30 protein-coding genes and 1 pseudogene are annotated in these 24,546 nt (G+C 66.4%); 16 read left to right on the top strand and 15 right to left on the bottom strand.

The annotated features are described in order from the left end of the window. Positions 1-45: 45 nt before the first annotated feature. Positions 46-1,929 (top strand): glutathione-regulated potassium-efflux system protein KefC, encoded by a 1,884-nt coding sequence (gene kefC, locus HNP48_RS13720; protein ID WP_184857724.1) that lies wholly within the window; start codon positions 46-48, stop codon positions 1,927-1,929. Between the two features lie 7 nt (positions 1,930-1,936). Here the strand turns inward: kefC and HNP48_RS13715 are convergent, their stop codons facing one another. Further along, positions 1,937-2,185, bottom strand: a complete 249-nt coding sequence (locus tag HNP48_RS13715; RefSeq protein WP_184857722.1) for a hypothetical protein — start codon at positions 2,183-2,185, stop codon at positions 1,937-1,939. Between the two features lie 250 nt (positions 2,186-2,435). Between HNP48_RS13715 and HNP48_RS13710 the strand changes: the two genes are divergently transcribed. The 8 genes from HNP48_RS13710 to HNP48_RS13675 all read left to right on the top strand — a co-directional run bounded on the left by HNP48_RS13710 (position 2,436) and on the right by HNP48_RS13675 (position 9,007). Next, entirely contained in the window at positions 2,436-4,610 is a 2,175-nt protein-coding gene (locus HNP48_RS13710) for a TonB-dependent siderophore receptor (RefSeq protein ID WP_184857720.1), read from the top strand. 40 nt (positions 4,611-4,650) lie between these two features. Continuing rightward, positions 4,651-5,793 carry a PepSY domain-containing protein gene (locus tag HNP48_RS13705; RefSeq protein ID WP_184857718.1) on the top strand — a complete coding sequence of 381 codons (1,143 nt, stop codon included), beginning with the start codon at positions 4,651-4,653 and terminating at the stop codon, positions 5,791-5,793. Further along, entirely contained in the window at positions 5,790-6,638 is an 849-nt protein-coding gene (locus HNP48_RS13700; RefSeq protein WP_184857716.1) for a hypothetical protein, read from the top strand. The genes HNP48_RS13705 and HNP48_RS13700 overlap by 4 nt, the downstream gene beginning before the upstream one ends. Beyond that, positions 6,635-6,991: a hypothetical protein gene (locus HNP48_RS13695; protein WP_184857714.1), complete on the top strand. Its 357-nt coding sequence runs from the start codon at positions 6,635-6,637 to the stop codon at positions 6,989-6,991. The genes HNP48_RS13700 and HNP48_RS13695 overlap by 4 nt, the downstream gene beginning before the upstream one ends. Positions 6,992-7,024: 33 nt before the next feature. After that, entirely contained in the window at positions 7,025-7,669 is a 645-nt protein-coding gene (locus HNP48_RS13690) for a trimeric intracellular cation channel family protein (protein WP_184857712.1), read from the top strand. 83 nt (positions 7,670-7,752) lie between these two features. Continuing rightward, positions 7,753-7,971 carry a hypothetical protein gene (locus HNP48_RS13685; protein WP_184857710.1) on the top strand — a complete coding sequence of 73 codons (219 nt, stop codon included), beginning with the start codon at positions 7,753-7,755 and terminating at the stop codon, positions 7,969-7,971. Positions 7,972-8,084: 113 nt separating this feature from the next. Continuing rightward, positions 8,085-8,378 carry a hypothetical protein gene (locus tag HNP48_RS13680; protein ID WP_184857708.1) on the top strand — a complete coding sequence of 98 codons (294 nt, stop codon included), beginning with the start codon at positions 8,085-8,087 and terminating at the stop codon, positions 8,376-8,378. 311 nt (positions 8,379-8,689) lie between these two features. Further along, on the top strand, positions 8,690-9,007 hold the full coding sequence (locus HNP48_RS13675; protein WP_184857706.1) for a hypothetical protein: 318 nt from the start codon (positions 8,690-8,692) through the stop codon (positions 9,005-9,007). A 313-nt stretch (positions 9,008-9,320) separates the two neighbouring features. Here HNP48_RS13675 and HNP48_RS13670 read toward each other — a convergent pair whose 3' ends face one another. Continuing rightward, the gene (locus tag HNP48_RS13670) at positions 9,321-10,148 is read right to left on the bottom strand and encodes a GTP-binding protein (RefSeq protein WP_184857704.1); all 828 of its coding nucleotides are present in this window, start codon (positions 10,146-10,148) and stop codon (positions 9,321-9,323) included. 287 nt (positions 10,149-10,435) lie between these two features. Between HNP48_RS13670 and HNP48_RS13665 the strand changes: the two genes are divergently transcribed. After that, a complete protein-coding gene (locus tag HNP48_RS13665; protein ID WP_184857702.1) occupies positions 10,436-10,795 on the top strand; it encodes a hypothetical protein in 360 nt (119 codons plus the stop codon). A 112-nt stretch (positions 10,796-10,907) separates the two neighbouring features. Here the strand turns inward: HNP48_RS13665 and HNP48_RS13660 are convergent, their stop codons facing one another. From HNP48_RS13660 to HNP48_RS13645, 4 genes are all read right to left on the bottom strand, one after another. Beyond that, entirely contained in the window at positions 10,908-11,438 is a 531-nt protein-coding gene (locus tag HNP48_RS13660) for a GreA/GreB family elongation factor (RefSeq protein WP_184857889.1), read from the bottom strand. Positions 11,439-11,538: 100 nt separating this feature from the next. Next, a complete protein-coding gene (locus tag HNP48_RS13655; RefSeq protein ID WP_184857700.1) occupies positions 11,539-12,114 on the bottom strand; it encodes a hypothetical protein in 576 nt (191 codons plus the stop codon). 201 nt (positions 12,115-12,315) lie between these two features. Continuing rightward, a complete protein-coding gene (locus HNP48_RS13650; RefSeq protein ID WP_184857698.1) occupies positions 12,316-12,570 on the bottom strand; it encodes a hypothetical protein in 255 nt (84 codons plus the stop codon). 50 nt (positions 12,571-12,620) lie between these two features. Further along, on the bottom strand, positions 12,621-13,220 hold the full coding sequence (locus tag HNP48_RS13645) for a LysE family translocator (RefSeq protein WP_184857696.1): 600 nt from the start codon (positions 13,218-13,220) through the stop codon (positions 12,621-12,623). Between the two features lie 137 nt (positions 13,221-13,357). On the opposite strand from HNP48_RS13645, the gene gcvA reads away from it, so the two are divergent. The 4 genes from gcvA (at position 13,358) to HNP48_RS35375 (ending at position 15,611) form a co-directional block, all read left to right on the top strand. Then, positions 13,358-14,275 carry a transcriptional regulator GcvA gene (gene gcvA / locus HNP48_RS13640; RefSeq protein ID WP_184857694.1) on the top strand — a complete coding sequence of 306 codons (918 nt, stop codon included), beginning with the start codon at positions 13,358-13,360 and terminating at the stop codon, positions 14,273-14,275. Positions 14,276-14,508: 233 nt separating this feature from the next. Then, positions 14,509-14,970, top strand: coding sequence for a surface-adhesin E family protein (locus HNP48_RS13635; RefSeq protein ID WP_260420223.1), 462 nt, complete (start codon positions 14,509-14,511; stop codon positions 14,968-14,970). 36 nt (positions 14,971-15,006) lie between these two features. Next, a complete protein-coding gene (locus tag HNP48_RS13630) occupies positions 15,007-15,303 on the top strand; it encodes a hypothetical protein (RefSeq protein WP_184857690.1) in 297 nt (98 codons plus the stop codon). Positions 15,304-15,476: 173 nt separating this feature from the next. Beyond that, positions 15,477-15,611, top strand: coding sequence for a hypothetical protein (locus HNP48_RS35375; protein WP_260420222.1), 135 nt, complete (start codon positions 15,477-15,479; stop codon positions 15,609-15,611). Between the two features lie 5 nt (positions 15,612-15,616). On the opposite strand, the gene HNP48_RS13625 is transcribed toward HNP48_RS35375, so the two are convergent. From HNP48_RS13625 to HNP48_RS13605, 6 genes and pseudogenes are all read right to left on the bottom strand, one after another. Beyond that, the gene (locus HNP48_RS13625; RefSeq protein WP_184857688.1) at positions 15,617-15,865 is read right to left on the bottom strand and encodes a hypothetical protein; all 249 of its coding nucleotides are present in this window, start codon (positions 15,863-15,865) and stop codon (positions 15,617-15,619) included. Positions 15,866-15,977: 112 nt separating this feature from the next. After that, entirely contained in the window at positions 15,978-16,214 is a 237-nt protein-coding gene (locus tag HNP48_RS13620) for a hypothetical protein (RefSeq protein WP_184857685.1), read from the bottom strand. After that, positions 16,201-16,383 (bottom strand): annotated as a pseudogene (locus HNP48_RS35815) (hypothetical protein); the annotation flags it as partial. The gene HNP48_RS13620 and the pseudogene HNP48_RS35815, both read right to left, overlap by 14 nt. Next, positions 16,308-16,826: a hypothetical protein gene (locus HNP48_RS13615; protein WP_221480195.1), complete on the bottom strand. Its 519-nt coding sequence runs from the start codon at positions 16,824-16,826 to the stop codon at positions 16,308-16,310. The pseudogene HNP48_RS35815 and the gene HNP48_RS13615, both read right to left, overlap by 76 nt. Before the next feature lie 781 nt (positions 16,827-17,607). Then, positions 17,608-17,985, bottom strand: a complete 378-nt coding sequence (locus HNP48_RS13610) for a TipAS antibiotic-recognition domain-containing protein (RefSeq protein ID WP_260420221.1) — start codon at positions 17,983-17,985, stop codon at positions 17,608-17,610. A gap of 168 nt (positions 17,986-18,153) precedes the next feature. Next, positions 18,154-19,053, bottom strand: a complete 900-nt coding sequence (locus HNP48_RS13605) for a LysR family transcriptional regulator (protein WP_184857679.1) — start codon at positions 19,051-19,053, stop codon at positions 18,154-18,156. Between the two features lie 132 nt (positions 19,054-19,185). Between HNP48_RS13605 and HNP48_RS13600 the strand changes: the two genes are divergently transcribed. Beyond that, the gene (locus HNP48_RS13600; RefSeq protein WP_184857677.1) at positions 19,186-19,794 is read left to right on the top strand and encodes a short chain dehydrogenase; all 609 of its coding nucleotides are present in this window, start codon (positions 19,186-19,188) and stop codon (positions 19,792-19,794) included. Here the strand turns inward: HNP48_RS13600 and HNP48_RS13595 are convergent. After that, on the bottom strand, positions 19,784-21,298 hold the full coding sequence (locus HNP48_RS13595; protein ID WP_184857675.1) for a PLP-dependent aminotransferase family protein: 1,515 nt from the start codon (positions 21,296-21,298) through the stop codon (positions 19,784-19,786). The two genes, HNP48_RS13600 and HNP48_RS13595, sit on opposite strands and share 11 nt — an antisense overlap. A 66-nt stretch (positions 21,299-21,364) precedes the next feature. Between HNP48_RS13595 and HNP48_RS13590 the strand changes: the two genes are divergently transcribed. Then, positions 21,365-22,618 carry a benzoate/H(+) symporter BenE family transporter gene (locus HNP48_RS13590; protein WP_260420220.1) on the top strand — a complete coding sequence of 418 codons (1,254 nt, stop codon included), beginning with the start codon at positions 21,365-21,367 and terminating at the stop codon, positions 22,616-22,618. A 137-nt stretch (positions 22,619-22,755) separates the two neighbouring features. Here the strand turns inward: HNP48_RS13590 and HNP48_RS13585 are convergent, their stop codons facing one another. Next, complete coding sequence (locus HNP48_RS13585) at positions 22,756-23,760, bottom strand: tripartite tricarboxylate transporter substrate binding protein (protein ID WP_184857671.1); 1,005 nt, start codon at positions 23,758-23,760, stop codon at positions 22,756-22,758. 50 nt (positions 23,761-23,810) lie between these two features. After that, on the bottom strand, positions 23,811-24,545 hold the full coding sequence (locus HNP48_RS13580; RefSeq protein ID WP_184857669.1) for an SDR family oxidoreductase: 735 nt from the start codon (positions 24,543-24,545) through the stop codon (positions 23,811-23,813). Position 24,546: the final 1 nt, after the last annotated feature.

Raw genomic sequence — 24,546 nt, 5'->3', positions numbered from 1 at the left:
CGGGATATCCCTCACACAACAAACCTCCCCGGCCCGACCTGCCCCATGGAACACGCACCCACCTGGCTCACCTACGGTTTTCTGTACCTCACGGCCGCCGTGCTGGCCGTGCCCATTGCCCAGGCGCTGGGCCTGGGCGCCATCATCGGCTACCTGGCCGCGGGCATCGCCATCGGGCCCTGGGGCCTGGGCCTGGTGAGCAATGTGCAGGACATATTGCACTTCGCCGAGTTCGGCGTGGTGCTCATGCTGTTTCTCGTGGGGCTGGAGCTGCAGCCCAGCCGGCTGTGGGCGCTGCGCCGCCCCATCTTCGGCATGGGCACGGCCCAGGTGCTGGGCTGCGCGGCGGTGCTGTTCGCGCTGGCCAGCCTGGTGGGCCTGCCCTGGCGCGTGGGCCTGGTCGGGGCGCTGGGGCTGGCGCTGTCGTCCACCGCCATCGCCCTGCAAAGCCTGGCCGAGCGCAACCTGATGCGCACCGTCAGCGGGCAGGCGGGCTTTTCCATCTTGCTGTTCCAGGACGTGGCGGCCATCCCCATCCTGGCGCTGCTGCCGCTGCTGGGCGCCGCCGCAGACACCACCAGCCATTCGCCCGGCGAGGTGGTGTGGGAGGTGGCCAAGATCGTCGGCGTGATCGCCGCCATCATCCTCGGCGGCCGGCTGCTGCTGCGCCCCCTGCTGCGCTGGATCGCCAAGAGCCGCACGCCCGAGGTCTTCACCGCCGCCGCGCTGCTGCTGGTGGTGGGCATCGCCATGCTGATGGTGATGGTGGGCCTGTCCATGGCGCTGGGTGCCTTCCTCGCCGGCGTGCTGCTGGCCGACAGCGAGTACCGGCGTGAGCTGGAGGCCGACATCGAGCCCTTCAAGGGCCTGCTGCTGGGCCTGTTCTTCATTGCCGTGGGCATGAGCATCGACTTCGGCGTGCTCATGCGCTCGCCCTGGCTCATGGCCGGCATTCTGCTGGGCTTTCTGGCCTGCAAGGCCGTGGTGATCTACGCGCTGGCACGCGCGGTGAACATCCCCTACCAGGAGCGCCCCGTGTTCACCCTGCTGCTGGCCCAGGGTGGCGAATTCGCCTTCGTGGTCTTCCAGGCAGCCGCGGGTGCCCAGGTGTTCCCGGCCGAAACCGCCTCGCTGCTGATCGGCGCCGTGGCCCTGTCGATGCTGCTGAGCCCCTTGCTATTGGTGATGCTGGACCGCGTGCTGCTGCGCCGTTATGCCCACCTCAAGGCGCCCGAGGCCGAAGAGATCTCGGAGCCGCAGGACGCCCCCATCGTCATCGCCGGCTTCGGCCGCTACGGCCAGATCGTGGCGCGCGTGATGCTGATGCAGGGCATACGCACCACCGTGCTCGACCACAGCGTGGAGATGCTCGAAGTGGCCCGCACCTTCGGCTACCGCGTGCACTACGGCGACGCCACCCGGCTCGACCTGCTGCGCATTGCCGGCGCCGGGCAGGCGCGCATCCTGGTCATCGCCGTGGACGACCCCGAACAGTCCGTGAAGATCGCCGTGCTCGCACGCAAGCACTTCCCCCACCTGCAGGTGGTGGCCCGCGCGCGCGACCTCACGCACTGGAACCGGCTGCGCGACGAGGGCGTGACCCTGGTGCAGCGCGAGCTGTTCGAGTCGAGCATGCACAGCGCCCGCACCGTGCTCGAACTCATGGGCCTGCCGCCCGACCAGGCCACCGAGATGACCCGCCGCTTCAGGGAACACAACATCGCCCTGTCCGACCGTATGTACCCCCACCACAAGGACCGCGCCAAGATGATCGCCGTGGCGCGCGAGGGGAGGAACCAGTTGGCGGAGCAGATGGCCAGGGAGCGGCAGGAGGCGGCGGAGGGTGGGGGCGCTGGGGGGTATCCGGGGTATGGGGTGGCGCAGGACGAACACCCCGCCGGTGGGGCGCCCGGCACCGACAAGGGCTGAGGATCGGTCAGGCGACCGTTTTGGGCGGAAGCCGGCACCTCGCCTCGGCTATCAGTTCTTCGATGATGCCCAACGGAACATCGCAGCCAAAGGTATTCAGCGTCCAGGTGTGCTCGGCGTCTGAGTAGAAGACTTCGGCAACGGTGCGGGCCTCTTGCCCCTGCACTGTCGAATGCAGTTCCAGCCCCAAGCCATCGCGTTGAAGGTCGCTGGCCATCAGCGTTGTGTAGCGTGCTCCCTGGTGTTCGCGGTCCATCGTGTGCCCTTTGTTCGACGTAGCGCGGGCAGTATCCGCCAAGCGCAAGGTGATTGCGTTTTTCCAAGGACATGGCTGCAACCCGGTCAGCCCGCAGGGGCTCGCCTGCGCAACACACCGGTGTTCTTTACAATTCTTCGCAAACGCGAGTCATTCGCATTACAATTCACACCATCCCGCAAGCCAAGTGTCCCGCCCTCAGGATGCCCGCCAGCTCCCGCCCGCCGCTCCTGTTGTCCCGGACCCTTTCATGCCCTCTTCGCCTTCCCGCGCCGCGCTGCGTTCACGCGCGCCTGTTGTTTCCCGCACATCCGCCCGCACCGCCGGCCTGTTCGCCCTGACGCCGCTGGCCCTGTGCCTGGCGCAATCGGCCTTTGCACAAGCTGCCGCTGACGCCCCGCCCAACGCCACCACCACCGCGCCCCAGCTGCAAGAGGTGCGCATCAACGCCAGCACCGAAAAAGACATGGGCTTTGCCCCGGTCGAAGCACAGACCGCCGGCAAGGCGCCCATGCGGCGGCTCGAAACGCCGCAATCGGTCAGCGTGGTGACGCGCGAGCAGATGGAGTCGCGCCAGATCACCAATGTGCAGCAGGCGCTGCAGACGGTGGCCGGCGTGAGCCCCGTGAACTTTGGGCGCCGGGGTTTTGATGACCTGAACATCCGCGGCTTTCGCTCGACCGAATCGATTCTGGTCGATGGCCTGGTGCAGAGCCCCGGCATGTGGGCCAAGCTGCAGCCTTATGGGTACGAGCGCTTCGAGGTGCTCAAGGGCTCGGCCTCGGTGCTGTATGGCCAGGTGCAGCCGGGCGGCATCGTCAACGCGGTGAGCAAGCGCCCGCGCAAGGAGCCGTTGAACGAGGTGGGTATCGAGGTGGGCAGCTTTGGCCAGCGCACGCTGCAGGCCGATGTGAACCGGCCGCTGTCCGAGTCGGGCAAGACGGCGCTGCGCATCAATGCGCAGGTGACGGATGCCGATGACCCGACGCAGTTCGTCTACCGCAAGGACCGCTGGTTTGCGCCGTCCCTGTCCATCGACCTGGGGGCACAGACCGACCTGGTGCTGTTTGCCACCTACAGCCGCAGCGAGTGGATGCGCCAGCAGGGCATCACGCCCTATGGCACGTTGCTGCCCAACCGCAACGGCACGCTGTCGCGCACCCTGTTCACGGGCGAGCCGGCATTTGGCGTGTACGACGTGGAGAGCACCACCATCGGCTATGCGCTGGAGCACCAGGTGTCGCCCGCCATGACTTTCCGCCAGAACGTGCGCTACGAGACCGAGAAGGGCACGGGCAATTTTGTCTCCAACCAGGCGCTGCAGGCCAACCAGCGGTTGCAGAACCGCAGCGCCTCGCGCCAGTACATGGACTATGACCTGCTGGCCACCGACACCTCGCTGCTCACGCGCTTCGAGGCGCTGGGCGTGAAGCACCAGCTGGTCACCGGCCTGGATGTGCGCAGCGGCCACAGCCTGCTGGCCAGCCGCAGCTGCTCCATTGCCGCGCTGGACCTGTTTGCGCCGGCCTATGGCGTGCAGGCCAACTGCCCGGCCAACCTGACGAGCGACGCACCCGGCAAGCTCACCGTGGGCGCGCTGTACGCGCAGGACCAGATCAAGTTCGGCCGGGGCTGGACGGCGCTGGTGGGCCTGCGCCGCGACTGGTCCACCAACGACACCGACAACCGCCTCACCCGCGTGCAGACGCGCCAGAAGGACAGCGCCACCACGCTGTCGGCCGGCCTGGTGTACGAGTTCCAGCCCGGCTGGGCGGCGTACGGCAGCTATGGCGAATCCTTTTTGCCCACCTCGGGCCTGGCCTTCAACGGCACGCCCTTTGTGCCCGAGACCGGCAAGCAGTGGGAAGCCGGCCTGAAGTACGAGGCCCCGGGCGGCCAACTCACGGGTGCGCTGGCCATCTTCGACCTGGTGCGCGAGAACGTGACCACGGCCGACCCGGTGAACACCGGTTTCAGCGTGCAGACCGGCCAGCAGCGCGCGCGCGGGCTGGAGGTGGAGCTGGGCGCCGACCTGAAAAACGGCATCAAGCTGACCAGCGCCTACACCTACACGCAGACCAAGGTCACGCGCGACAACAACGCCGCCATCGTGGGCCTGCCGCTCAACCTCACGCCGCGCCACACGCTCACGGCCTGGGCCACCTACAAGCTGCCGCAGTACCAGCGCGTGACGCTGGGCCTGGGCGGGCGCTATGTGAGCGAGCAGGTGGGCTCCTACCCCTTCACCCTGCCTTCGTATGTGGTGGCCGATGCCTCCATCAGCTACGGGGGCCCCAACTACCGCCTCACGGCCGGGGTGAAGAACCTGTTCAACAAGGCGTATTACGACGGCGCGATCAACGCCAACGTGGTCTCGCCCGCGCTGCCGCGCAACTTCAGCCTGGGGCTGACGTACTTCTTCTGAAGACCTTCACCCCAAAACGCCAGCCCCACCGCCAGCCACCATGCCCACCAGCCAGCGCACCCTGAACCGCCTGTTCGTCCTGCACTCGTGGGCGGGCATCGTCACGGGCTTGCTCATGTTCATCGTGTGCTTCTCGGGCGCGGTGGTGGTGTTCAAGAACGAGATCGACCTGTGGGCCAACCCCTCGCTGGCCGGGCTGCCGCGCAGCGAGCCACCCGCGCCGCTCGATACCGTGCTGGCGCAGCTGCAGGCGCGCTACCCGGGCGCCACGGTGGAGACCATCGCGCTGCCGGACGACGTGAACCCCAACTACTTCGCCCATGTGCGCGAGCGCGGTGCCCCCGCCAGCCAGCGCACCAAGGTGGCCCTGCGCTCGGACACGGGCGCCGTGGTGGGCCCGGTGGACAGCCAGCTCGGCCAGTACCTGCGCATGCTGCACGTGTTTCTGTTCTTCGGGCCGCGCTGGATCGTGGGGTTTCTCGGCGCGGCCATGCTGGTGCTGATTGGCACGGGCATCGTCATCCACCGCAAAATCATTGCCGAGCTGTTCACCCAGCGCTGGGGCCGCAGCTTTCGGGTGATGATGTCGGACCTGCACAAGTCCGCCGGCATCTGGGGCCTGGGCTTTCACATCCTGATCGCGGCCACGGGCGCCTGGCTGGGGCTGGCGCCACTGTTCGAGCAGGGCACCAAATACGTGATGACCAGCGGCGCGCCTGCGGCCAGTGCCGCGCGCAAGCCACCACCGACGGCCGAGCCCGCCCCCATGCAGTCGCTGGACGCGCTGTACCAGAGCGCCCAGCAGGCCGTGCCGGGGCTGCAGGCGCGCTACGTGTCGCTGCGCCGCTGGGGCACCACGGCCGCCGAGGCCAGCTTTACCGGCGCCCTGGCCGGCCACCTGGCCAGCACGGCGCGCGTGGACATGAACGCCGCCACGGGCGATGCCAAGAAGACGCTGGACCCGCGCACGGCGGGCTTCTGGTCGCTGGTCAACGGGCTCATGGAGCCGCTGCACTTTGGCGACTTCGGCGGGCTGGCGCTCAAGTGGCTGTACTTCATTCTGGGCATGACGCCGGCGTTTCTGTCGATCTCGGGCACGCTGATCTGGCTGGACTCGCGCCAGCAGCGGCGGCGTGAAGCACAGCAACAACGGGCTGGCGTGCAGGGAGGGCTGCGGGCATGACCAAGCCGGCCACTGCCCCGGGCGCCCCTGCCCCCTCGTTCGTGGTGCGCTGCTTTCTCGCGCTGCATGCCACCGTGCCCGCCGCCATGCTGGTGGCCGTGCTCGTGCACCTGTGGCCCCCTGCCGGCCTGGCGCCGCTGGCGCAGCGGCCGGTGTGGGCCGTGTGGACGCTGATCGCCACCTGGCTCGCCATCTCGCTGCTGGCGGCCTGGGCGCTGCGCCACATTGTGCTGTGGCGCGTGTCGCTCTGCGCGGCCGGTGCGCTGCTGGCGCTGGCGGGTGCTGCGGGCCTGGTGCTGGGCGCGCCGCTGCAGTGGCCCATGCTGGCCGGGCTGCTGGCGCTGGGCGCCGTGCTGGCGGGGCTGGCCGCCTTCATCGGCCCGGCGCGGGTGCAGGCCCCGCGCAAGGCAGCGGGCGGCCCCGGTGCACACACGCCCCGCCGCGCGCTGCGCTGGCGGCGGCCACGGCGGCCGTCCACGCAGGCCCTGTCGTTCTGGCTCGCGGGCCTGCTGGCAGCCGAGTCCTTGCGCATTGCCCTGGCGGCCGGCGAGCCCGCGCGCGGGGCCGGCATGCTGGGCCTGCTCCTGGCCTTCTTCCTGGTGCTGCCTGCCGCCACGCTGCAGGCCTGGTGGCCGCGCGCCGCCGCCGTGCTGGCGGCATTGGCCGCTGCGGCGCTGGCGTGGCTGGCCTGGCGGTCCAGCATGGCCGTGTGGGGCATTGCCGCAGCCCTGTGCCTGGCCATGATGGTGGCCGTGCTGCGCCGCCTGTACCGGCAACGGCGGCAACAGCGACATACCGCAGCGCCCGTAAGCGGCGCACAACAACCGGTGGAGGGCACGGCATGACGGACACCCTGGCCCTGGCCTGCGCGGCCGCCGCCTGCCTGCTGGCCCTGGTGCACTGGGCCCAGGCCACTGACACGCGCGCCTGGGGCGATGCGCAGGCCGGCCCGCTACCGCAGCGCAAGGCCTGGTGCCTGGCACTGGCCACACTGGCGCTGCAGGCCGCCACGGCCACCGCGGCGGCCGGCATTGCAGCCGGTGTGGCGATTGCCATCGCCTCGTGGATGGTGCTGGGCTGGGGCCTGGTGCTGGCCATGAACCTGTGGCCAGAGGGCAGCCTGCGCTGGGCGCGGCGCCTTGGCATCGCAGGCTGTGCGGGCTGCACGCTGGCACTGCTGGTGCACGCATTGGCGTAGTCTTTGGGCGGGTGGCGCTGCACAATCGCGCCCATGGACCTGCTGCTCGACGCCCCCTGGATTCACACGCTGCGCTTTCTCATCGAGGTGGCGGCGACGATTGCCTTCGCGCTGTCGGGCATCATCGCCGCGGCGCGCAAGCGCATGGACGTGGTGGGCGTGTGCGTGGTGGCCTTTGTGGCAGCCTTCGGCGGCGGCACACTGCGCGACCTGCTGCTGGACCAGCGGCCGTTTTTCTGGATACGCCACACCGGCTTCATCTGGGGCCTGCTGGCACTGTGCGTGTGCGCCATGCTGTTCATGCGCCAGCGCCATTTCAAGCCGACGGAGCGCGCCATGCTGCTGCCCGACGCCATCGGCCTGGGCCTGTTCGCCGCCGTGGGCATCGACACCGCCACCGCCGTGGGCATGCCCCCCATCATCGCCGTGATGATGGGCGTGACCACCGGCGTCTTCGGCGGCGTGCTGCGCGACGTGCTGTGCAACGAGGTGCCCCAGGCCTTCAGCGACCACCGCCCGTACGCCCTGTGCGCCTTTGCCGGCGGCTGGATCGACGTGGCCCTGCGGCAGATGGACACGCCCCCGTGGGCCCCGCTGCTGGCCTGCGTGCTGGCCACGGCCGGTCTGCGCGGGCTGGCGCTGTGGCGCAATTGGGAGTTGCCGGCTTGGCGAGTGTGAGGCGGGAGTTGCGTGGGTCGTGCGGTGCCATGGACGAAGAACTTCTCCGCAAAATTGACACTGCCCTCGCAGAAATCCGCCCCATGGCTGCGCAGGCTTTCGCACCCGCGGTGAGCATCGAGCGGCAACTGCTGTGGTGCCGCCATTTCGTTCTGGGCGTTCCGCAGGAGGACCCGCCGGGCCCGTTGTCCATGGGCCTGATCGCTGTGCGCGAGTTCGACATGTACGGGGATCGGCCGGAGCTGGCCGCCCTGGTCAACGAGGTGCAGCGCCTGGTGCAGGCAAAGATCGGGCTCCGCTGAGGGACACAGCCACCCCGGGAGGGTGGCACCAGGGGATAGGGCTGCAGGCCTTGGTTCGGGCCCCGAGCAGCCGCTGCTACGATGGGGGCAACCAGCCGGGAGCGGGCACAGCAATGAGCGATTTCATCGTCGTGAGAGAAGGAACGTGGTTGTACGACGGCCGTGTCCCAACGGGTGTGCGCATCGTCAGTTGCTCGATCCGCTATGGCTCCGGCGATTGCCAGGATCCGCCAGAGGTGCGGGAAGACCAAGCGGTGCCAGGATTTGATGTGCAGTGGGCTTCACCAACGAAGCCGCACGACTACGGCAACTACGCTTCTGCAGTATTCCCCACGCTTTCTGATGCAGTGGTACACGCCGAGCGGGCCGTGTGGGCTGCAGCGACTCTGAACTGGGCGGGCACTTGAACGTCCGGGATGGACCTCGATCTTCCTTTGCGCAGGCCAACCCCGGCGACCGCCTTGCACCGGTCGCTGCCGGTGGTGTCGGCCCGCTGAGTTCACGGCCGGGGCCACGACTCAGCAACAGGTTTCAAAGCGGTCTTCTCAAAGTTGGTTAGCACGGGCTACGATCCCGATGTTTGACTGGCCATTCATGCCTCGCCTTTACAAGAATACTTGCAATGACCAAAAGCTCGCACATCCAGTCAAGGCCCACGCATTCTGTGTCCCACAAGTCCTTCCTGATGGTTGCCGGTCAACACCGAGGTTAGACCTGCATGTCCTCTATTGCGGGTATTTCCCTGGCAGCAGTTCTGATGGGTCTGGTCGCGTCGGTGAAGTTAGGCCGGGCGAGCCGGCTCGAAGGGCTCGGTTCGGTAGTGGTCCTGCTGTTCCCCGCCATCTTCCTTGGAATTGGCCAATTTATTGGCGTCGCTGTTCTGCACGCAGCATGTGCCGGCATCGACGTGTGTGACCCTACAACGGACCACACGGTGTGGAGTCTCGGGTATCCGCTTCTGGCAGTGCCGCTGAACTGGCTTGTGATGTTGCTGACTCCCGCTGCGGTGCAGCAGGAAGAAGAAACATCCGAATGAGCCTTCTTCTCAAAAAAGTGGCAGGCAGTCAGGCGCGGAGGTACAACGGGTCTTGCGGTGCAGGAACCCGGCGAGCGATGCCCCGGCGGCCTGCGCTTCTCCCGGCTGTCTTCCCGTGAACATCGAGATCAGCAATACGAGCAGCGGGTTCCGCACGGTCAGGGCGATCACCGCCCAGACGTAAACCGAAAAGCACTTCGTCGCGTGTCCGTCCGCAAAGTACGAACAGCGCCGCTCCGGAAAATCAGATTCGTACAGGCGGCAAGACCCGACCAGACCCGGCTTGCCGAAGCGAGGCCTCTCGTTGGCGGGGTTAGCCGCCACGTGACAGGACACCGGCGCCCACGATGTTCCCGCTTTGCTCAAGGAGGAGTCTGGAGCCGATGGGGGCGACTATCGGCTTGTCGGTCTCGAACTCCAGCTCACGAACGCTGCCGGGTTGTACTGCCTGCTTTGTCCGCACGCGTGCCCGCAGTGACTGACCGTTGATCCACAGGCCAATGGACGAAGCATTTGACAGGGGAGCGGTGAATTTTGATTCTTGGGGTGTCAGCAGGTACAGGTGCGCAAGGAATCTTGTCCCGGAGAAGGGCTCAAGTGAATGGACCTTTCGCTCAGGGAGCGCCTGGACCGCTCTGAGCATCGCTTCCATTCCCACGCCGTTTGTGTGAAGCCGCTTGATGGAGCGGATGGAAGCATCGTGAAAGACCATCGCCTTGTCACCACCCATTTCATACTTGTCCAGAAGCTCTCGTACTTCAAGCTCTTCCAGCTCCAGAAGTTCGCCTGCATCTTGCATGCCTTCGAGCCGATTCATGTTGGTGAACATCAGCGAGAGGCTTGGAACGCCCGCCTGACGCGCTATCAGAATATGCTCCCGGGCCACTGGAAGCGGTCCGACAGAGGCATCGATCACGATAACGGCATGGCGCGCCTTATGGGCTGAACTTGCTACATCCTGGGCGGAAGCCCGTGACCTTGGTGTGGCAACTGTGACCATCTGGCCCTGACACATCTTGCACGAGGCCAACAGTCTCGTTCGGCTTTCGTCCCCGAGCAAAACAATGTCGTGCGCTCTCAAGGGAAAGGAGATGCTCAGCAGGGCTGCAAGATAGAAGAACAAGATGCGAGTGGAGTGCACGGAGGCTCCTGCTGATATGGCCCAGGTAATGTATCTCGCAGCAGCTGCGTCACTACGAGGCTATGCGGAACATCCATCCTGGACACTGCCTCCCCCTGATGCAGCTCGCCGCACTGGTCAACGATGTACAGCGCCTGGTGCAGACAAGCTGATGGGCACGGCCATCGTGAGAAAGTGGCACCAGGGGATAGGGCAGTAGCTCAGCAGCCCCCTACCGCGGGTCCTGCGCAGCCGCTGCTACGATGGCGACCAACGGCCAGGACCTGACGTTCAACTGAAGAATCAAGATGGCGGAATACGAATTTCAAGGGGAATGGCTGGAGTCACTGCCATCCAAATACCAAGTTCTTTTTCTGACGGCACTTAGCCATTCTTTGACCATTGCTGGCCGTGATAGCTACATCCCTGAGACCGAAGAGTTGGAACATCCCACCCATCTTCGTCGGATCAATGAGATTCAGCATCGCGTCGCAGCTTGTACATATGAGTTGCTGGTCAATGATTCGACTGAGAGCTTTCGGCGCTCCATTGCCCAGTGGGTGCTCGATCAATCCGACCAACACCTGTTGGGGAACATGCAATGGGCCTGGCGCAGGGCTCAAGAGAGAGTCTTGAAAGCCGCAGCGCAAGGCACTGTGCAGCACTAAGAGCGTACAAATAAACTCAGCGAAGTGGCCCTGGCCAGGCGCTGCGCGGCAGGCAGTACGAGCAGCACGACAAGGCGCGGCAACGATGCCGAAAGAGTTTTGTTGGATGCGCTCAATGCACCCACAGCACCTCAAACAGCTGCCTTACAGGCGCCCCCTGTATCGACACCTCATCCCCCTCGCATTTGCCCAGCATGGCCCGGCCCAAGGGGGCTTCGGTGCTGATGACCTGTACGGTCTGGGCGCCGCTCACCAGCTTCATGCTGCCCCCGGCCGGGCCGAGAAAGATCTGCTGCTGCTGCTGCTGCTGCTGCTGCTGCTGCTGTTGCTGTTGCTGCTGCTGCTGCGGGTCGTTGGCATCGATCAGGCAGACCAGCGCGCCCAACTGTATGCCCAGGCTGGCGTCGTAGGGCAGCGGGCGCCATTGGCGCCAATGGGCCATCGCCTGGCGAATGGCTTCGGCGCGCCGGGCCTGGCCAGAGGCCAGATAGGCGGCTTCGAGCCCCAAGGTGTCGTATTTGTTCTCGGCGATGTTTTCTTCGTGGGTCGCCGTTTCATGGGCCACGCGCACGGCCTCTTCGGCCTGCAGCAGGTCTTGCGCGAGCTGTGCCAGCACCTGCTGTTGCAGCAAGGATTTATCGATCATCATGAAAGTGAAAGGCAGGCAGACCTTTGCTTTCGGTCCGTGGCTGCCGCTGATACGGTGGGTGCTCTCTTGGTGACCCGCCATACGGGTTCGACCATCAGCCCTTCTGGCGGGACACATCCCTGTAAATGCGATTCCAGTAGCGAACTAGCTCTGCATGTTGAGTGGGAGTGACCCAGACCATGTTCTTTTCGTCATTCCAGTCGCCCCCAAAGCACAAGGGCTGCTTGAGATGAAGCTCTTGCCCGACAGGATGTTGGCTCAATGCCGCCGCCGGCTTGCTCAAATTGGCTTGTGCAAATGCGTTGAAGTCGGGGGCAACCGAGTCTATATTTTCGTTGATGACCGGGATGGGGATGAGTGGGATGTTGAGCAGCTGTGAGCTGCCCTTGTAGAAAGCGAAGCCTTCGCCGTACCCGTCGGAAGCAAAGACAACCAAATCTGGGCGACAAAGCGATATTTGATACGCCTCATTCAAATGCCGGAGTTCCTCCAGGCAATACAAGCGCAGGTACTGCCGACCGAGAAATCCTTCTCGACCGCCGTAGAGCTCTGCGACTTCAAAGTAGTCCCTTGGAAGGGCCGCCTGACTCCAGGCTCGGTCAGCATCGATTTCAAAAAATGGTCCACTTTCGACCGATTGCCAGCCTTCAAGAGCTTGGTGTGGAGTCATTGTTGCGCTGCTGGATCCAGCAGAATTTGTAGAAAGCCCAGGGCCCGGTAGGGGCCCACCAGAGACGCTGCCGCTTTCGATGGTCGGACAGCCTAAACCATATGCCCGTAGTGATCAGGCAGCTTCGCTGGCCTTTTTGAAACTGTCCCAGGCTCGCAATGGTGATGAAGCTGAGGACAAGGCTCTGTTCGCCAGTTGCGTCTACTGCGGAGGATGGACAGTCCCGCGCGCAGCCGCTTCCCCGTGCTCGTGAAGCAACGAAATCACGACCGCCTCAAACCACCTGTAATCGCCCTCGTCGCGCAGGTTCGCGTCATCCGGACTGACCAGCAGCGATTCTCCCTTCACCACGGCACAGCCGACGTCGATGAGGCGAGAATTCAACATCTCTTGAGCCGCATCGAGGCCAACGACTCCCATAACCTTCAGCGCGACGGGTTCAACTTTTATAGCCATATCGCACGTCCACTCTTGACCAATGCCGCGAGTCTAACCGGCCGCCCCCCTCACGACACCGCCATCACCCCCGCCACCACCAGCATGCACGCCCCGAACGCCAGCCCCTGCAGCCGGATCGCGCGCGGGCTTTGCGCGCGGCTGAAGAGCACCTGGCCGCCGTAGATCCACAGGAAGTGGCAGGCCAGGCCCACCACGACGAAGACCACGGCCATCTGCAGCACCTGGGCCGACAGTGGCAGGCCGGGCGAGAGGAACTGCGAGAACATCACCAGGATCATCGAGTGCACCTTGGGGTTGAGGCTCAGCGACACAAAGCCGTCGATGAAGCCCAGCGGCCGCAGGTCCTGCCGCTCGGTGGCGCCTGCGCTGCGAAAGAAGCACCAGGCCAAGTACACGATGTAGACCGTGCCGCCCCACTTGAGCACGCTGTAGGCCAGCGGGTGGCGCGCGAACACCTCGCTCAGGCCAAAGCCATAGACCAGGCACCACACCAGGTTGCCGGCCTCGAAACCCATCCAGAACGGCACGGTGCGCCGCAGCCCGAACTGCCCGCCCGATGCGGCGAGCACGGTGTTGCCCGGGCCGGGGCTGACGATCATGGGCACGGCAAAGGCAAGGATCAGGAGCCAGGTGGACAGGGCGATCATGGGCGGCGCTTCCAGTACAAGAAGTGGGGGAAAGCAGCGATTACAGCGATGGCACACGCCGTTGCCAAACGATGTAATCTCATGCCCTCGATAAGCTGTATTGATCGAATCCCTCCCCTTTCCCCCTCCTCCACACCATGGCCCGCCGCCTGCCCCCGCTCAACGCCCTGCGCGCCTACGAGGCCGCGGCGCGCCACCACAGCTTCACGCGCGCGGCCGAGGAGCTGCATGTGACGCAGGCGGCCATCAGCCACCAGGTGCGGCTGCTCGAAGAGTGGCTGGGCTGCCGGCTGTTCGAGCGCCACGGCCATGCGCTGACCAGCACCGCGGCCGGCAAGGCCTATGCGCCCGAGCTGAGCCGCCTGCTCGACGCCCTGGCCGGCGCCACCGAGCGCGTGGCCGGGCACGACCACAGCCTGCTGGGCCCGCTGCGCGTGACCGCCCTGCCCTCGTTCGCCACGCGCTGGCTGGTGCCACGGCTGGCGCGCTTTCGGGCGCTGCACCCGGGCATCGACCTGCAGGTCACGAGCGACCTGGCGCTGCACGACTTTGCGCGCGACGAGGGTTTCGACATCGCCATCCGCCTGGGCCTGGGCCGCTGGCCCGGCCTGCAGGCCGACCTGGTTTCGCGCGAGCGCCTCTCGCCCGTGTGCAGCCCGGCGCTGCTGTCGGCGCAGGGGCCCCTGCGCACGGTGGCCGACCTGCGCGCGCACACCCTGCTGCACGACCAGCCCGGCGACCTGTGGCCGCGCTGGCTGGCCCTGGCCGGCGCCAGCCGCAGCGAGGCCGATGCCATCGCACGCACGGGCCCGGGCTTCAGCGATTCGGCCCTGGTGCTGCAGGCAGCTGCCGAGGGCCAGGGCGTGGCGCTGGGCCGCATGTTCCTGGCCTCGGCCGACATCACGGCGGGGCGGCTGGTCAAGCCCTTTGCGCTGGACCTGCCCAACGACTACAGCTACTGGCTGGCCTACCCGCCGGCGGCGGCCGGGCAGCCCCGCCTGGCTGCGTTTCGCGACTGGGTGTTGGCAGAAACATCGGCCTGGCGCAACACCTGATACGGATTTGCATTCGACCGTACAACTAGGCGGGAAGCCGCAGACAGTGCTGTAGCACGGCAAGGCGAACCAACGACGTTAGACGGTTGAAGGCAAATCCGTATGAACGGGTGGCCATGCCACGGCCCTGCGCAGCCCTTTTGTGTAACGGTGAAATGCCGGGCGCCCGCCTCGGGGATAATGAATTTTTACCCGATCGCCACCCCGTCCCCGGACGCACCCCCAAGCCGCCCATGCTCTGCGCCGTTGTCCTGTGTATTGCAGCCCTGGCTGGAGGCCAGCCGGCGCAACCGCCAGCACAACCGCAGCTGCAGACGCAACGTGCCTCCTCCGACGGCTGGTTCACGCTCAGCGGCGACCGCGCCGACGCGGGCAAGAACCTCATCGAGATCCTGCCCGAACCCATCGGCGTGGACCAGCGCGTGGTGCTCGACCTGCGCGTCTCGCGCGACCAGCAGCGCACCTCGTTCCGCGGGCAGAAGTACCGCTCGTACTACGCCAAGGTCGTGGTCGACTGCCCCACGCGCAAGGCCTGGTACCTGTGGCTGTCGTACTACGCCCAGCCCGAGTGGGGTGGCCCCATCGTCGGCCGCGAGGAGTACCAGGAGGGCGAGGCGCCCGTGCTGTTCAAGGACATGTCCAGCGAATGGTCGCGGCGCATGATTTCGGCGGCGTGCAAGGTGCGCAGGCTGTAGCGGCCGGCCGGTAGGCACGCTCGCTCTGTTCTCCCCATGCCCCTGCTTGCCAGCCTGCCGCCCGAGGTGATGCTTGCCCTGGGGCTGGCCGTGCAGGCTATTTGCGCTGTGGGCATCTTCCTGGCCGGCCGCTGGCGTGCACTGGCGTTGTATGCGCTGCTGGTGCCGCTGTTCTGGGCCGCGCCCTTCGTGCTGGCCTCCGGGCATTGCCTGGCCTGCCTGGATGGCGTGCTGTACCTGCCCGTGGGGTTCCTGTGCGTGGTCTGCATGCGGCGGTTTGCCTTTGTTCCTGCCAGGCCCACCCGGCCCACCCAGCCTCCAACCGACCCATGAGCGATGCGCCTGCCTTGCCCTCGCGGTCAGCCCCGACGCCCTCGCCCGGGAGTCCAAGGACCTCAAGGAGCACTTGCTGGCTGGCTGCTTCAGCAACCCCGCCGCGGCACTTCGCTCATCATCGCGGCACTCCAGCAAGCGGACCTGACCGAAGTGCCTCGTAGAGAGACGACATGACCACGATCTATGTGTATGGCTGTGAAGCCACCTATGCCGGCCATGGCGACTTTGAATGGGAGGCTCCAGCCGTTGGTGCCAGGCACAAGCTCAACCTATTTTTGGCCCAAGAGGAAGAGCGTTCCAGCTAGAAGGGTTAGGTTTCATCGCTTTCGGAACCGGCAACGACGAAGTGCGGCGAAGACTCGAACTGCTTGATTCGGTCGGCAAGATGCACATGGCTGTAGGTTGAGCCCATGCGCTCCATTTCTATCGCGCAGCTCTCAAGAAACGCAGCCATCTGACGGAGCTCAGACGGGTCCGCACACACCGTTATTTCGGCCAATTCTTCAGGAACGACCTGTTCTATTGGGAGCCCCGCATCGGCATAGCCATAGATCTTCATGTCATCTCAAACCGAGTTTGGTCACTACGCCCCCATGAAACCTATCGTTGGTGGCACACCGCCGGAGAGTGTCCGACGACCGACCTGTTAGACGGCAGACGCACGGCGGGTTTCATGGCTTTTTTGCATGTGGTCGGTTAATAGGGAAGCGCTCTTCCAGCACGGGAGCGAAGATGAATGCGACCACGTAAACGACGAGTCCATAGAGGGGACTCATGATCCAGTCAAACGCGCGCTGCGGCAATACGGCGATTGCGTCCGCGGAAAGCAAAGCGATGACAAGGGAAAGCGTCGCACCTCCGACCGCAGCGGCACCAAGGGCGTAGCGCAGTCGCTCAAACAGAGTCATGGTTTCTGCCGTCTAACATTTTTTGAGTACAGCGGCCCCCGAAGGCGGTCCGCTGAAACGAAGGGTTAAACGCTCTTGCATAGATGTCTCTGATCAATTCCGCGGGCTTGTGTATGGCTCGGTCCTCGGCTCGACGAGCGTTCCGTCGAACAGAACCACAGCCACCAGATCAGCTCCCCAGACCTTTTTTCCTGCGACTATGGGCTGGAATTCAACGCGGTAAAACCAGCCGTCTTCAGTACCAGAGCCAGACGTGGACTGCATCCGCAGAACTATCTGACTGACTTGCAGTTTTTTGAGATCAGGGTGGCGCTTGCGCAGCCATAGCTCACTGGCTTCTACAGCCTTCGCAATAGACAATGGCGGTGGCCCGGCAGACGACGGTGTCCACTTGGACTGTGCGCGCCACTTCTCGCGAGGCACCTCCCAGTTCTGCATGACGTTGTCGCGGCCTTCGCCCAACAAGAGGACGGAACTTGGCTGCGCGCTGAGCGCAGTCGGTATCAACGCGATCAACAGAATCGCTCGAAGAAAGTTGTGATTCATCTTGTCCCACGTTTGAGTGCCCGCCGAAGGCTGCAGGTACCAACTCAGCAAACTATAGCTCGTCATAGGCTGGCTGAGGAACTTGGACACGAGGTCTGGCCGCAGCACGACAATGCGATTGGAGGGCCGGTCCCTGCCCGCTGGCAAGATATGGTTTGCTCAGTGCACGCTTGCAGAGTTTCGCTGCGAGATACATCACTGCAGTCTTCCTAGAATTCGACTCGATGAATCAAATCTGCATCCAATCGGAACCGTACGAGGAAGACGGAGTTCTGAATCTGCTTGTCTGGGCCTCAGGCGAAGGCTTTTCTGGGTTTGCAGAGGTTTATGTGACTCCGCAACACGTAAAGAACTTTGCACTAAGTCTCACTGCTTTCCCCGCCTCTGTTGATGACACTGTAGTCTTCGAATATGGAGATGAATCCGGTGAGTACCCGTATCACCTCTTGATGCGAGCCGAAGTCGTGGACCAAGTTGGGCACTCTGCAATGCTGGTGCACGTTTCTTCGCACGTAAGTAGCCCATTCGTTGCACGAGCGGAGTTGCGCGTCCTGTCTGAGCCCGCGTCAATCAATGAATTTGGACGGTGTCTCGCAAGGTGGGTGGATGAACCCTTTGAAGCGCTTGTTTGGAAGCCCAAAGCCTAAGCTGTCTGTGCAGCCGACATTGCCTCTGCACTCGGCTGGTATCTAACGTGAAGCGTAGGCTCTGTCTGTCGCCAATGGCGGCTGCACATCGGCGCCTGCAGGCGCTCAAAGCCGAGGCGACTGGTGGTCCCGTCAGCCATCAAAAAAAGCCCCTGCAGTGTTACCCGCAGGGGCTTCTGTTAGCTGGCGCTCAGCTCAGGTCACAGATGGTCGAGGGCATAGCACCGGATGGCCAGTTCCAGAAAATCGGCCATCGCGGGATGGTAGCCATTGTGAAACGCGCGCATGTCGGGATTTTCTCGGTAGAAGATGCCAAGCCCGATATACGCCTGCTTCGTCGGGACGTAAAAGCGCGACACGATGGAGAAATGCCGGGCCATCCACTGCTGGACCTCCTCGTCCTCGGGCGCCAGGGTGCCGACCAAGGGGGCCAGCTGCTTGTACAGCGCATCCCAATCGGAATGGACCTGGGTCTTGTCTACATGGCTCCAGTTCTGGGTGGCAGCGAGCGACTGCGCTTGTTCGCGTTGCAGGCTCGCTCTGCATTCGTTCAGGAAATGATCGGTCAGGGATTTCAATGCGGTTCCTTTGAATCCCGGCCGGCCGACTGCTAACGGGCCGAGCCCACCGGGATCGTGGTTGTTGGATAGTGGCGCGAATGGTTCGAAACAACAGTCATAACCTACCCTCACTGAGTGCATTCAAAAGGACGCGAACCATAACACGCGCATGCCCGCCCCAACCCGTCACACCGCCCTGCCCTCCACCCCCAGCGCCCTCACCACAAACTCAATGAACCGCGCCAGCTTGGGCAACTGCCGCCGGTCGGGCGCGTAGACGATGTGCACCGGGCGCGGCGCCGGCACGCAGTGCGTGAGCACCGGCACCAGCCGGCCCTCGCGGATCTCTTCGGCCAGCAGCACCTCGGGCTGCATGATGAGGCCCAGGCCGCGCAGCGCGGCCTGGCGCAGGCCGTCGCCCTGGTTGCAGGTGAAGCGGGCGATGTCGGGCCACTGCACGGCGTCGGCGCCGTCGCGCAGCGTCCACTCCACGCGCCGCTGCCAGACCGAGTGGCTCAGGCACTGGTGCCGCGCCAGGTCGGCCAGGCGCTCGGGCCGGCCATGGCGCGCCAGGTAGCCGGGTGTGGCCGCGATCACCATGCGGTAGGGCTTGAGCGGCCGGGCCACCAGGCCCTCGTCGGCAATGGCGCCGATGCGCACGGCCGCGTCGAAGCCCTCGCCCGCCAGGTCCACCACGCTGTCGGTCAGCAGCAGCTCCACGCGCACCTGCGAGTGCGCCAGCAGAAAGTCGGCCACCAGCGGCGCGACCACCTCGTTGCCCAGCGTGAAGGGCGCGCTCACACGCAGCAGGCCCTGGGGCACGGCACGCTGGCGCTCCACAGCCGACTCGGCCCAGCGCACCTGTTCGAGCACGCGCCGGCAGTCCTCGTGGAAGGCGGCGCCCACCTCGGTCAGGCTGTTCTGGCGCGTGCTGCGCTGGAACAGGCGCGCACCCAGGTGCTCTTCGAGCTGGCGGATGTGCTTGCCCACCATCACGGCCGAGAGATCGAGCTGGCGCGCGGCGGCGGCAAAGCTGCCGGCCTCGACCACGGCCACCATGACCTCCATGTTGCGCAGCTTGTCCATGGCGATTGCAAACCCTAGGTTAGTTCAAGAAGAACTTCACTGTACTTTATGCGCTGATTGATTCACAAAACAATCGAGGCTTCTTTCTTCCTCTTCAACGCTTTCAGAGCACTACTTTCCAAGGAACAAGCCATGTCCAGCAAGATTCTTCTCATCGGCGCCAGCGGCACCATCGGCCAGGCCGTCCTCGCCAACCTGGCAGCACGCCACGAGGTCATCACCGCGGGCCGCAGCAGCGGTGCGCAGCGCGTGGACTTCGCGCAGCCCGGTTCGGTGGAAGCCTTGCTGAAAGCCGTGGGCAAGGTGGACGCCATCGTCAGCACCGCCGGCAACCTGCACTTCGGCCCGCTGGCCGAGATGACGGCCGAGCAGTTCAACCTGGGCTTGCAAGACAAGCTGCTCGGCCAGGTGCGGCTGGCGCTGCTGGGCCAGCATGTGCTGAACGACGGCGGCTCGATCACGCTGACCAGCGGCATCGTGGGCATCGAACCCATCCGCAACGGCGCAAACGCCACGGCGGTGAATGCCGCCATCGAAGGTTTCGTGGCCGCCGCCGCCATCGAGCTGGCGCGCGGCATTCGCATCAACGCCGTGAGCCCCACCGTGCTGACCGAATCGATGGGCGCCTACGGCCCCTTCTTCCCGGGTTTCGAGTCCGTGCCCGCCGTGCGCGTGGCCCTGGCCTACCAGCGCAGCGTGGAAGGCGGGCAGACGGGGCGGGTGTACCGGGTCAACGGCTGATGCTGGCGGCGCCCGCCGCATGTTGCAAGCCACCCGCCAGCTGCCCCAGCACGCGCACGGCCTGCTCCAGCTCGCGAGTCCAGGGGCGGGCGATGTTCAGGCGCAGGTAGTGGGCGTACTTGGCGGTGGTGGAAAACAGCACGCCGGGCGTGAAGGCGATGCCCTGGCCCACGGCCAGGCGCAGCAGGGCCAGGGCGTCCACGGCCTGGGGCAGTTCCAGCCACAGCCACCAGCCGCCGGCGGGGCTGTGCACGCGCGTGCCGGCCGGAAAGTGGCGCTGCACGGCCTCGGCCGCGCGCGGCGTGGTCTGGGCCAGGCGCTCGCGCAGCTTGCGCAGGTGGGGCTGCAGGCCGCCGGTGCGCAAGAACTCGGCCAGCACGGCCTGCTCCAGCCAGGGGGCGGCCAGCGAGGTGCTGAGCTTGAGCGATTCCATGCGCGCATGCCAGCGCCCGCCCGCGGCCCAGCCCAGGCGGAAGGCGGGCGCCAGGCTCTTGCTGCTGCTGCCGCAGTAGATCACGCGGCCATGCCGGTCCCAGGCCTTCACGGGCTGGGGCCGGTGCGGCGTGTGCGAGAGGTCGCCGAACACGTCGTCCTCGATCAGCGCCAGGTCGTGCTGCTCCACCAGGCGCAGCAGGCGGCGCTTATTGCGCTCGGGCATGGTGTGGCCCAGCGGGTTCTGGAAGTTGGGCATGACGACCACGGCGCGCACGCCGCTTTCGTGCTCCAGCACGTACTCCAGTGCTTCGAGCCCCATGCCCTCGCTGGGCGTGCAGGGCAGCTCGATGGCACGCAGGCCCAGGTTGCCCAGCATCTGCAAGAGGCCGAAGTACACGGGCGACTCGACCACCACCGCGTCGCCCGGCCGGGCCACGGCGCGCAGCGCGACGTTGAGCGCCTCGGTGCTGCCGTGGGTCACCATCAGTTCCTGGGGCTGCAGGTCCAGGCCGTAGCCCGCCATCCACGCGGCCAGCTGGCTGCGCAGCGCGGGCAGGCCGCTGCCCGTGGGGTAGGTGCCCAGCATCTCGGGCTGGCTGCGCAGCAGGCGCTGGGCAATGCGCGCCAGCGCCGCCGTGGGGTACCAGGCGGGCGCGGCGTTGGCCAGGTGCAAGCCCCACTGCAGGGGCTGCTGCGTGGTCAGCGCGTACAGCTGGGTCATGCGGTGCTCCAGCGAGACCAGGCGGTCCAGCTCCACCGGGGGCGGCGGCGCAGGCCTGTTGTCGGCCTTTGCGACGGCGGCCGCGGTGGCCACCGCGGGTGCACGACCCGCGGGCTCCAGCTCGGCCACGTACATGCCCGACTTGTGGCGCGCCTGCACCACGCCCAGGGCTTCGAGGTGGCGGTAGCAGCGCACCACGGTGTCCACGCTCACGCCCTGCGCCGCGGCCAGCGCGCGCACCGAGGGAAGGCGCTCGCCCGGCGCGTAGCGGCGCCGCGCGATGTCGCGGCGCAACTGCTGCGCCAGCTGCAGGTAACTGTGCTGCAGTACAGATGAGTTCTTCGCCATCTGTACAGCATAAACCCAGCGCGCTCTGTGCGCGCCGGCGCGCGGCGCGCGGGCACCATGGGCTGCATGACGACACCCCACAGCTCTTTTGCCCCCACGCTCCCCGCCAGCGCCAGCCTGCTGGCCACCGCGCGCGACCTGTTCCCCGCCGTGCTGGCCGGCCTGGTGGCCGTGCTCATCTCCTACGCCGGCCCGTTGCTGCTGGTGCTGCAGGCCGCGCAGGCCGGCCACATGCCTGCGGCGCAACTCACCTCGTGGGTGTGGGCCATTTCCATCGGCGCCGGGGTCTGCGGGGTGTGGATGAGCTGGCGCCAGCGCGTGCCCGTCATCTGCGCCTGGAACACGCCGGGCGCGGCGCTGCTGGCCAGCACCCTGGTGGCCCTGCCCTACAGCCAGGTCATCGGCGCCTACCTGCTGGCCGCGGCGGCGCTGCTGCTCATCGGCACGACCGGCGTCTTCGACCGGCTGATGGCGCGCATACCGCGCAGCCTGTGCGCGGCCATGCTGGCGGGCATTTTGCTGCGCTTTGGCATGGACGCCTTTGGCGCCGCGCGCAGCACCGTGCCGGGCGCGCCCTGGCTGGTGGGCGCCATGTTCGCGGGCTACCTGCTGTTCAAGCAGCGCTCGGCGCGCTATGCGATTGCGCTCACCCTGCTGCTGGGTGTGGCGCTGTGGCAGGGCCTGGGCTGGGGGCAGGCGGCCACGCCGGCCGCTGCCACCGCCGCCGGGCTGGCCGGCTGGGGCTTTGCCTGGCCGGTGTGGACCACGCCCGAGTTCTCATGGAACGCCGCGCTGGGCACGGCCCTGCCGCTGGCGCTGCTGTGCCTGACCGGGCAGCAGGTGCCGGGCGTGGCGGTGCTGCGCGCATCGGGCTACACCCGCCACAACAACAATGCGCTGATCGCCGGCACCGGGCTGGCCAGCCTGTTGCTGGCGCCGTTCGGCGCGCACGGCACCAACCTCGCGGCCATCACGGCCGCCATCTGCACCGGGGAAGAAGCCCACCCCCTGCCCGAACGGCGCTGGGTGGCGGGCGTGGCCTGCGGCGTGTTCTACCTGCTGCTGGGCAGCTTTGCCGGGGCCATCACGTTTGCGTTTGCGCAGCTGCCCGCCGCGCTGGTGAGCACCGTGGCCGGGCTGGCGCTGCTGGGCGCCATCCAGAACGGCCTGGCCGGCGCCCTGGCCGAGCCCAGCGAGCGCGAGGCCGCGCTCGTCACCTTCGTGGTCACGGCATCGAACGCCAGCCTGCTGGGCCTGGGCTCGGCGTGCTGGGGGCTGGCGCTGGGGCTGCTGACCTGGTGGGCCTTGCGCCAACGCTGAACGCCCCGCGCAACAGGGGTGCGGCCCCCACGGCCGTGGAAACCGGCGCGGCGTAGGCCAGCGCCCCCGCGCAAGGGCCGCCCCGCCGCGCTGGGGGCGTCCCCCTTCAGGGGGAAGGCGCGAAGCGACTCAGGGGGTTAGTCAAGACTTGCGCCAGACTCGTGCACCACCTTGCCCCACTTCACGCTCTCGGTCTTGATGAAGGCAGCGAACTGCTCGGGCGTTTCGCTGTAGGTTTCGGCGCCCTGCTCGTTGATCTTCTTCTTCACGTCGGCCTGGCCCAGCACCTTGACCAGGGCACCGTTGAGCTTGGCCAGCACCGGCGCGGGCGTGCCGGTGGGGGCGAACATGCCGAACCACGAGGTCGCCTCATAGCCGGGCACGCCGGCTTCGGCGATGGTGGGCACGTTGGGCAGCTCGGGCGAGCGCTTGGCGGTGGTCACGGCGATGGGCACGAGCTTGCCCGAGCGCACATGCTGGATGGCCGAGGGCATGTTGTCGAACATGATGCCGATCTGGTTGCCCAGCAGGTCGGTCACGGCGGGGGCGCTGCCCTTGTAGGGCACGTGCACCATGTCCACCTTGGCCAGCGACTTGAACAGCTCGCCCGACAGGTGGATGGAGCTGCCGTTGCCCGAGGAGCCGAAGTTCACCTTGCCGGGGTGGGCCTTGGCGTAGGCAATCAGCTCCTTCACGCTCTTGTAGGGCTGGGCGGGGTTGGCCACCAGCAGGTTGGGCACATTGGCCACGCGCGTGAGCGGCGCGAAGTCCTTCACCGGGTCGAAGGGCATCTTCTTGTACAGCGCGGCGTTGATGGCGTGCGTGCCCACCGTGCCCATGAACAGGGTGTAGCCGTCGGCCGGGGCCTTGGCGGCCAGTGCGCCGCCGATGTTGCCGCCCGCGCCCGCGCGGTTGTCCACGATGACCGATTGGCCCATCTCCACCGTGAGGGCCTGCGCGATGATGCGCGCCAGGATGTCGGTGGTGCCGCCGGCCGCAAACGGCACGACGATGGTCACGGGCTTGTTGGGGTAGGCGGCCTGCGCGAAAGCGCCGGCAGGGATGGCAGCACCAATGGCGGCGGTGGCGATGGCGGCCAGCACGGCACGGCGGGACGAGGGGAAGCGGGTGGTGGTGTTCATCAAAGTCTCCTTGAACAGCGGTTGCGTAAAACGGAAAAGAAAAAGGGGCGTCAAACGCCGGCCACGCCGACCGTCATGCCGCCGCAGACGTAGAGGACTTGCCCGGTGACAAAGCCGCTGCGCTCGTCGAGCAGGTAGGACACGGCATGCGCCACGTCGTCGGGCGTTCCCACGCGCTTGACGGGCACCGATTCGATGATGGCGCGCGTGCGCGGTGCGTCGGGCGGGTTGGCGCGGTCGAACAGCTCGGTGCGGATGGGGCCGGGCCCGATGGCGTTGGCCGTGACGCCGTGGCGCCCCAGCTCCAGCGCCCACACGCGCGTCATGCCGATCAGGCCGGCCTTGGTGGCCGAATACGCGGTGCGCAGCTCCTTGCCCAGCGCGGCGCGCGAAGACATGTTGACGATGCGGCCAAAGCCCGCTGCCTTCATGCCCGGCAGCAGGGCCTGCATGCACTGCAGGCTGCAGCGCAGGTTCAGCGCCACGGCCAGGTCGAACTCTTCCAGCGTCTGCTGCTCGGCATCGGCCGGCACCACCACGCCCACGTTGTTCACCAGCCGCGTGATGGGGCCGCCGGCCAGGGCCTGCTGCAGCGCGCGCGCGGTGTCGGCGGTGTTCGACAGGTCGGCCTGTATGCCGCCGGGCACATGGTCCACCACGCGGTCGATGACCACGGGCTCGTAGCCGTCGGCGCGGCAGCGCTCGGCCGTGGCCGCGCCAATGCCGGCGCCGCCGCCGGTGATGAGGACGCGCGGGCGCTGCTGGCTGCTTGCGGGGGTGGTCATG

The sequence above is a fragment of the Acidovorax soli genome, from assembly GCF_014207955.1.
In the GTDB taxonomy this organism is placed as follows: Bacteria; Pseudomonadota; Gammaproteobacteria; order Burkholderiales; family Burkholderiaceae_C; genus Acidovorax; species Acidovorax soli_A.
Note: the sequence above shows the minus strand (reverse complement) of the source record. Positions and strands in the feature narration are given on the sequence as shown.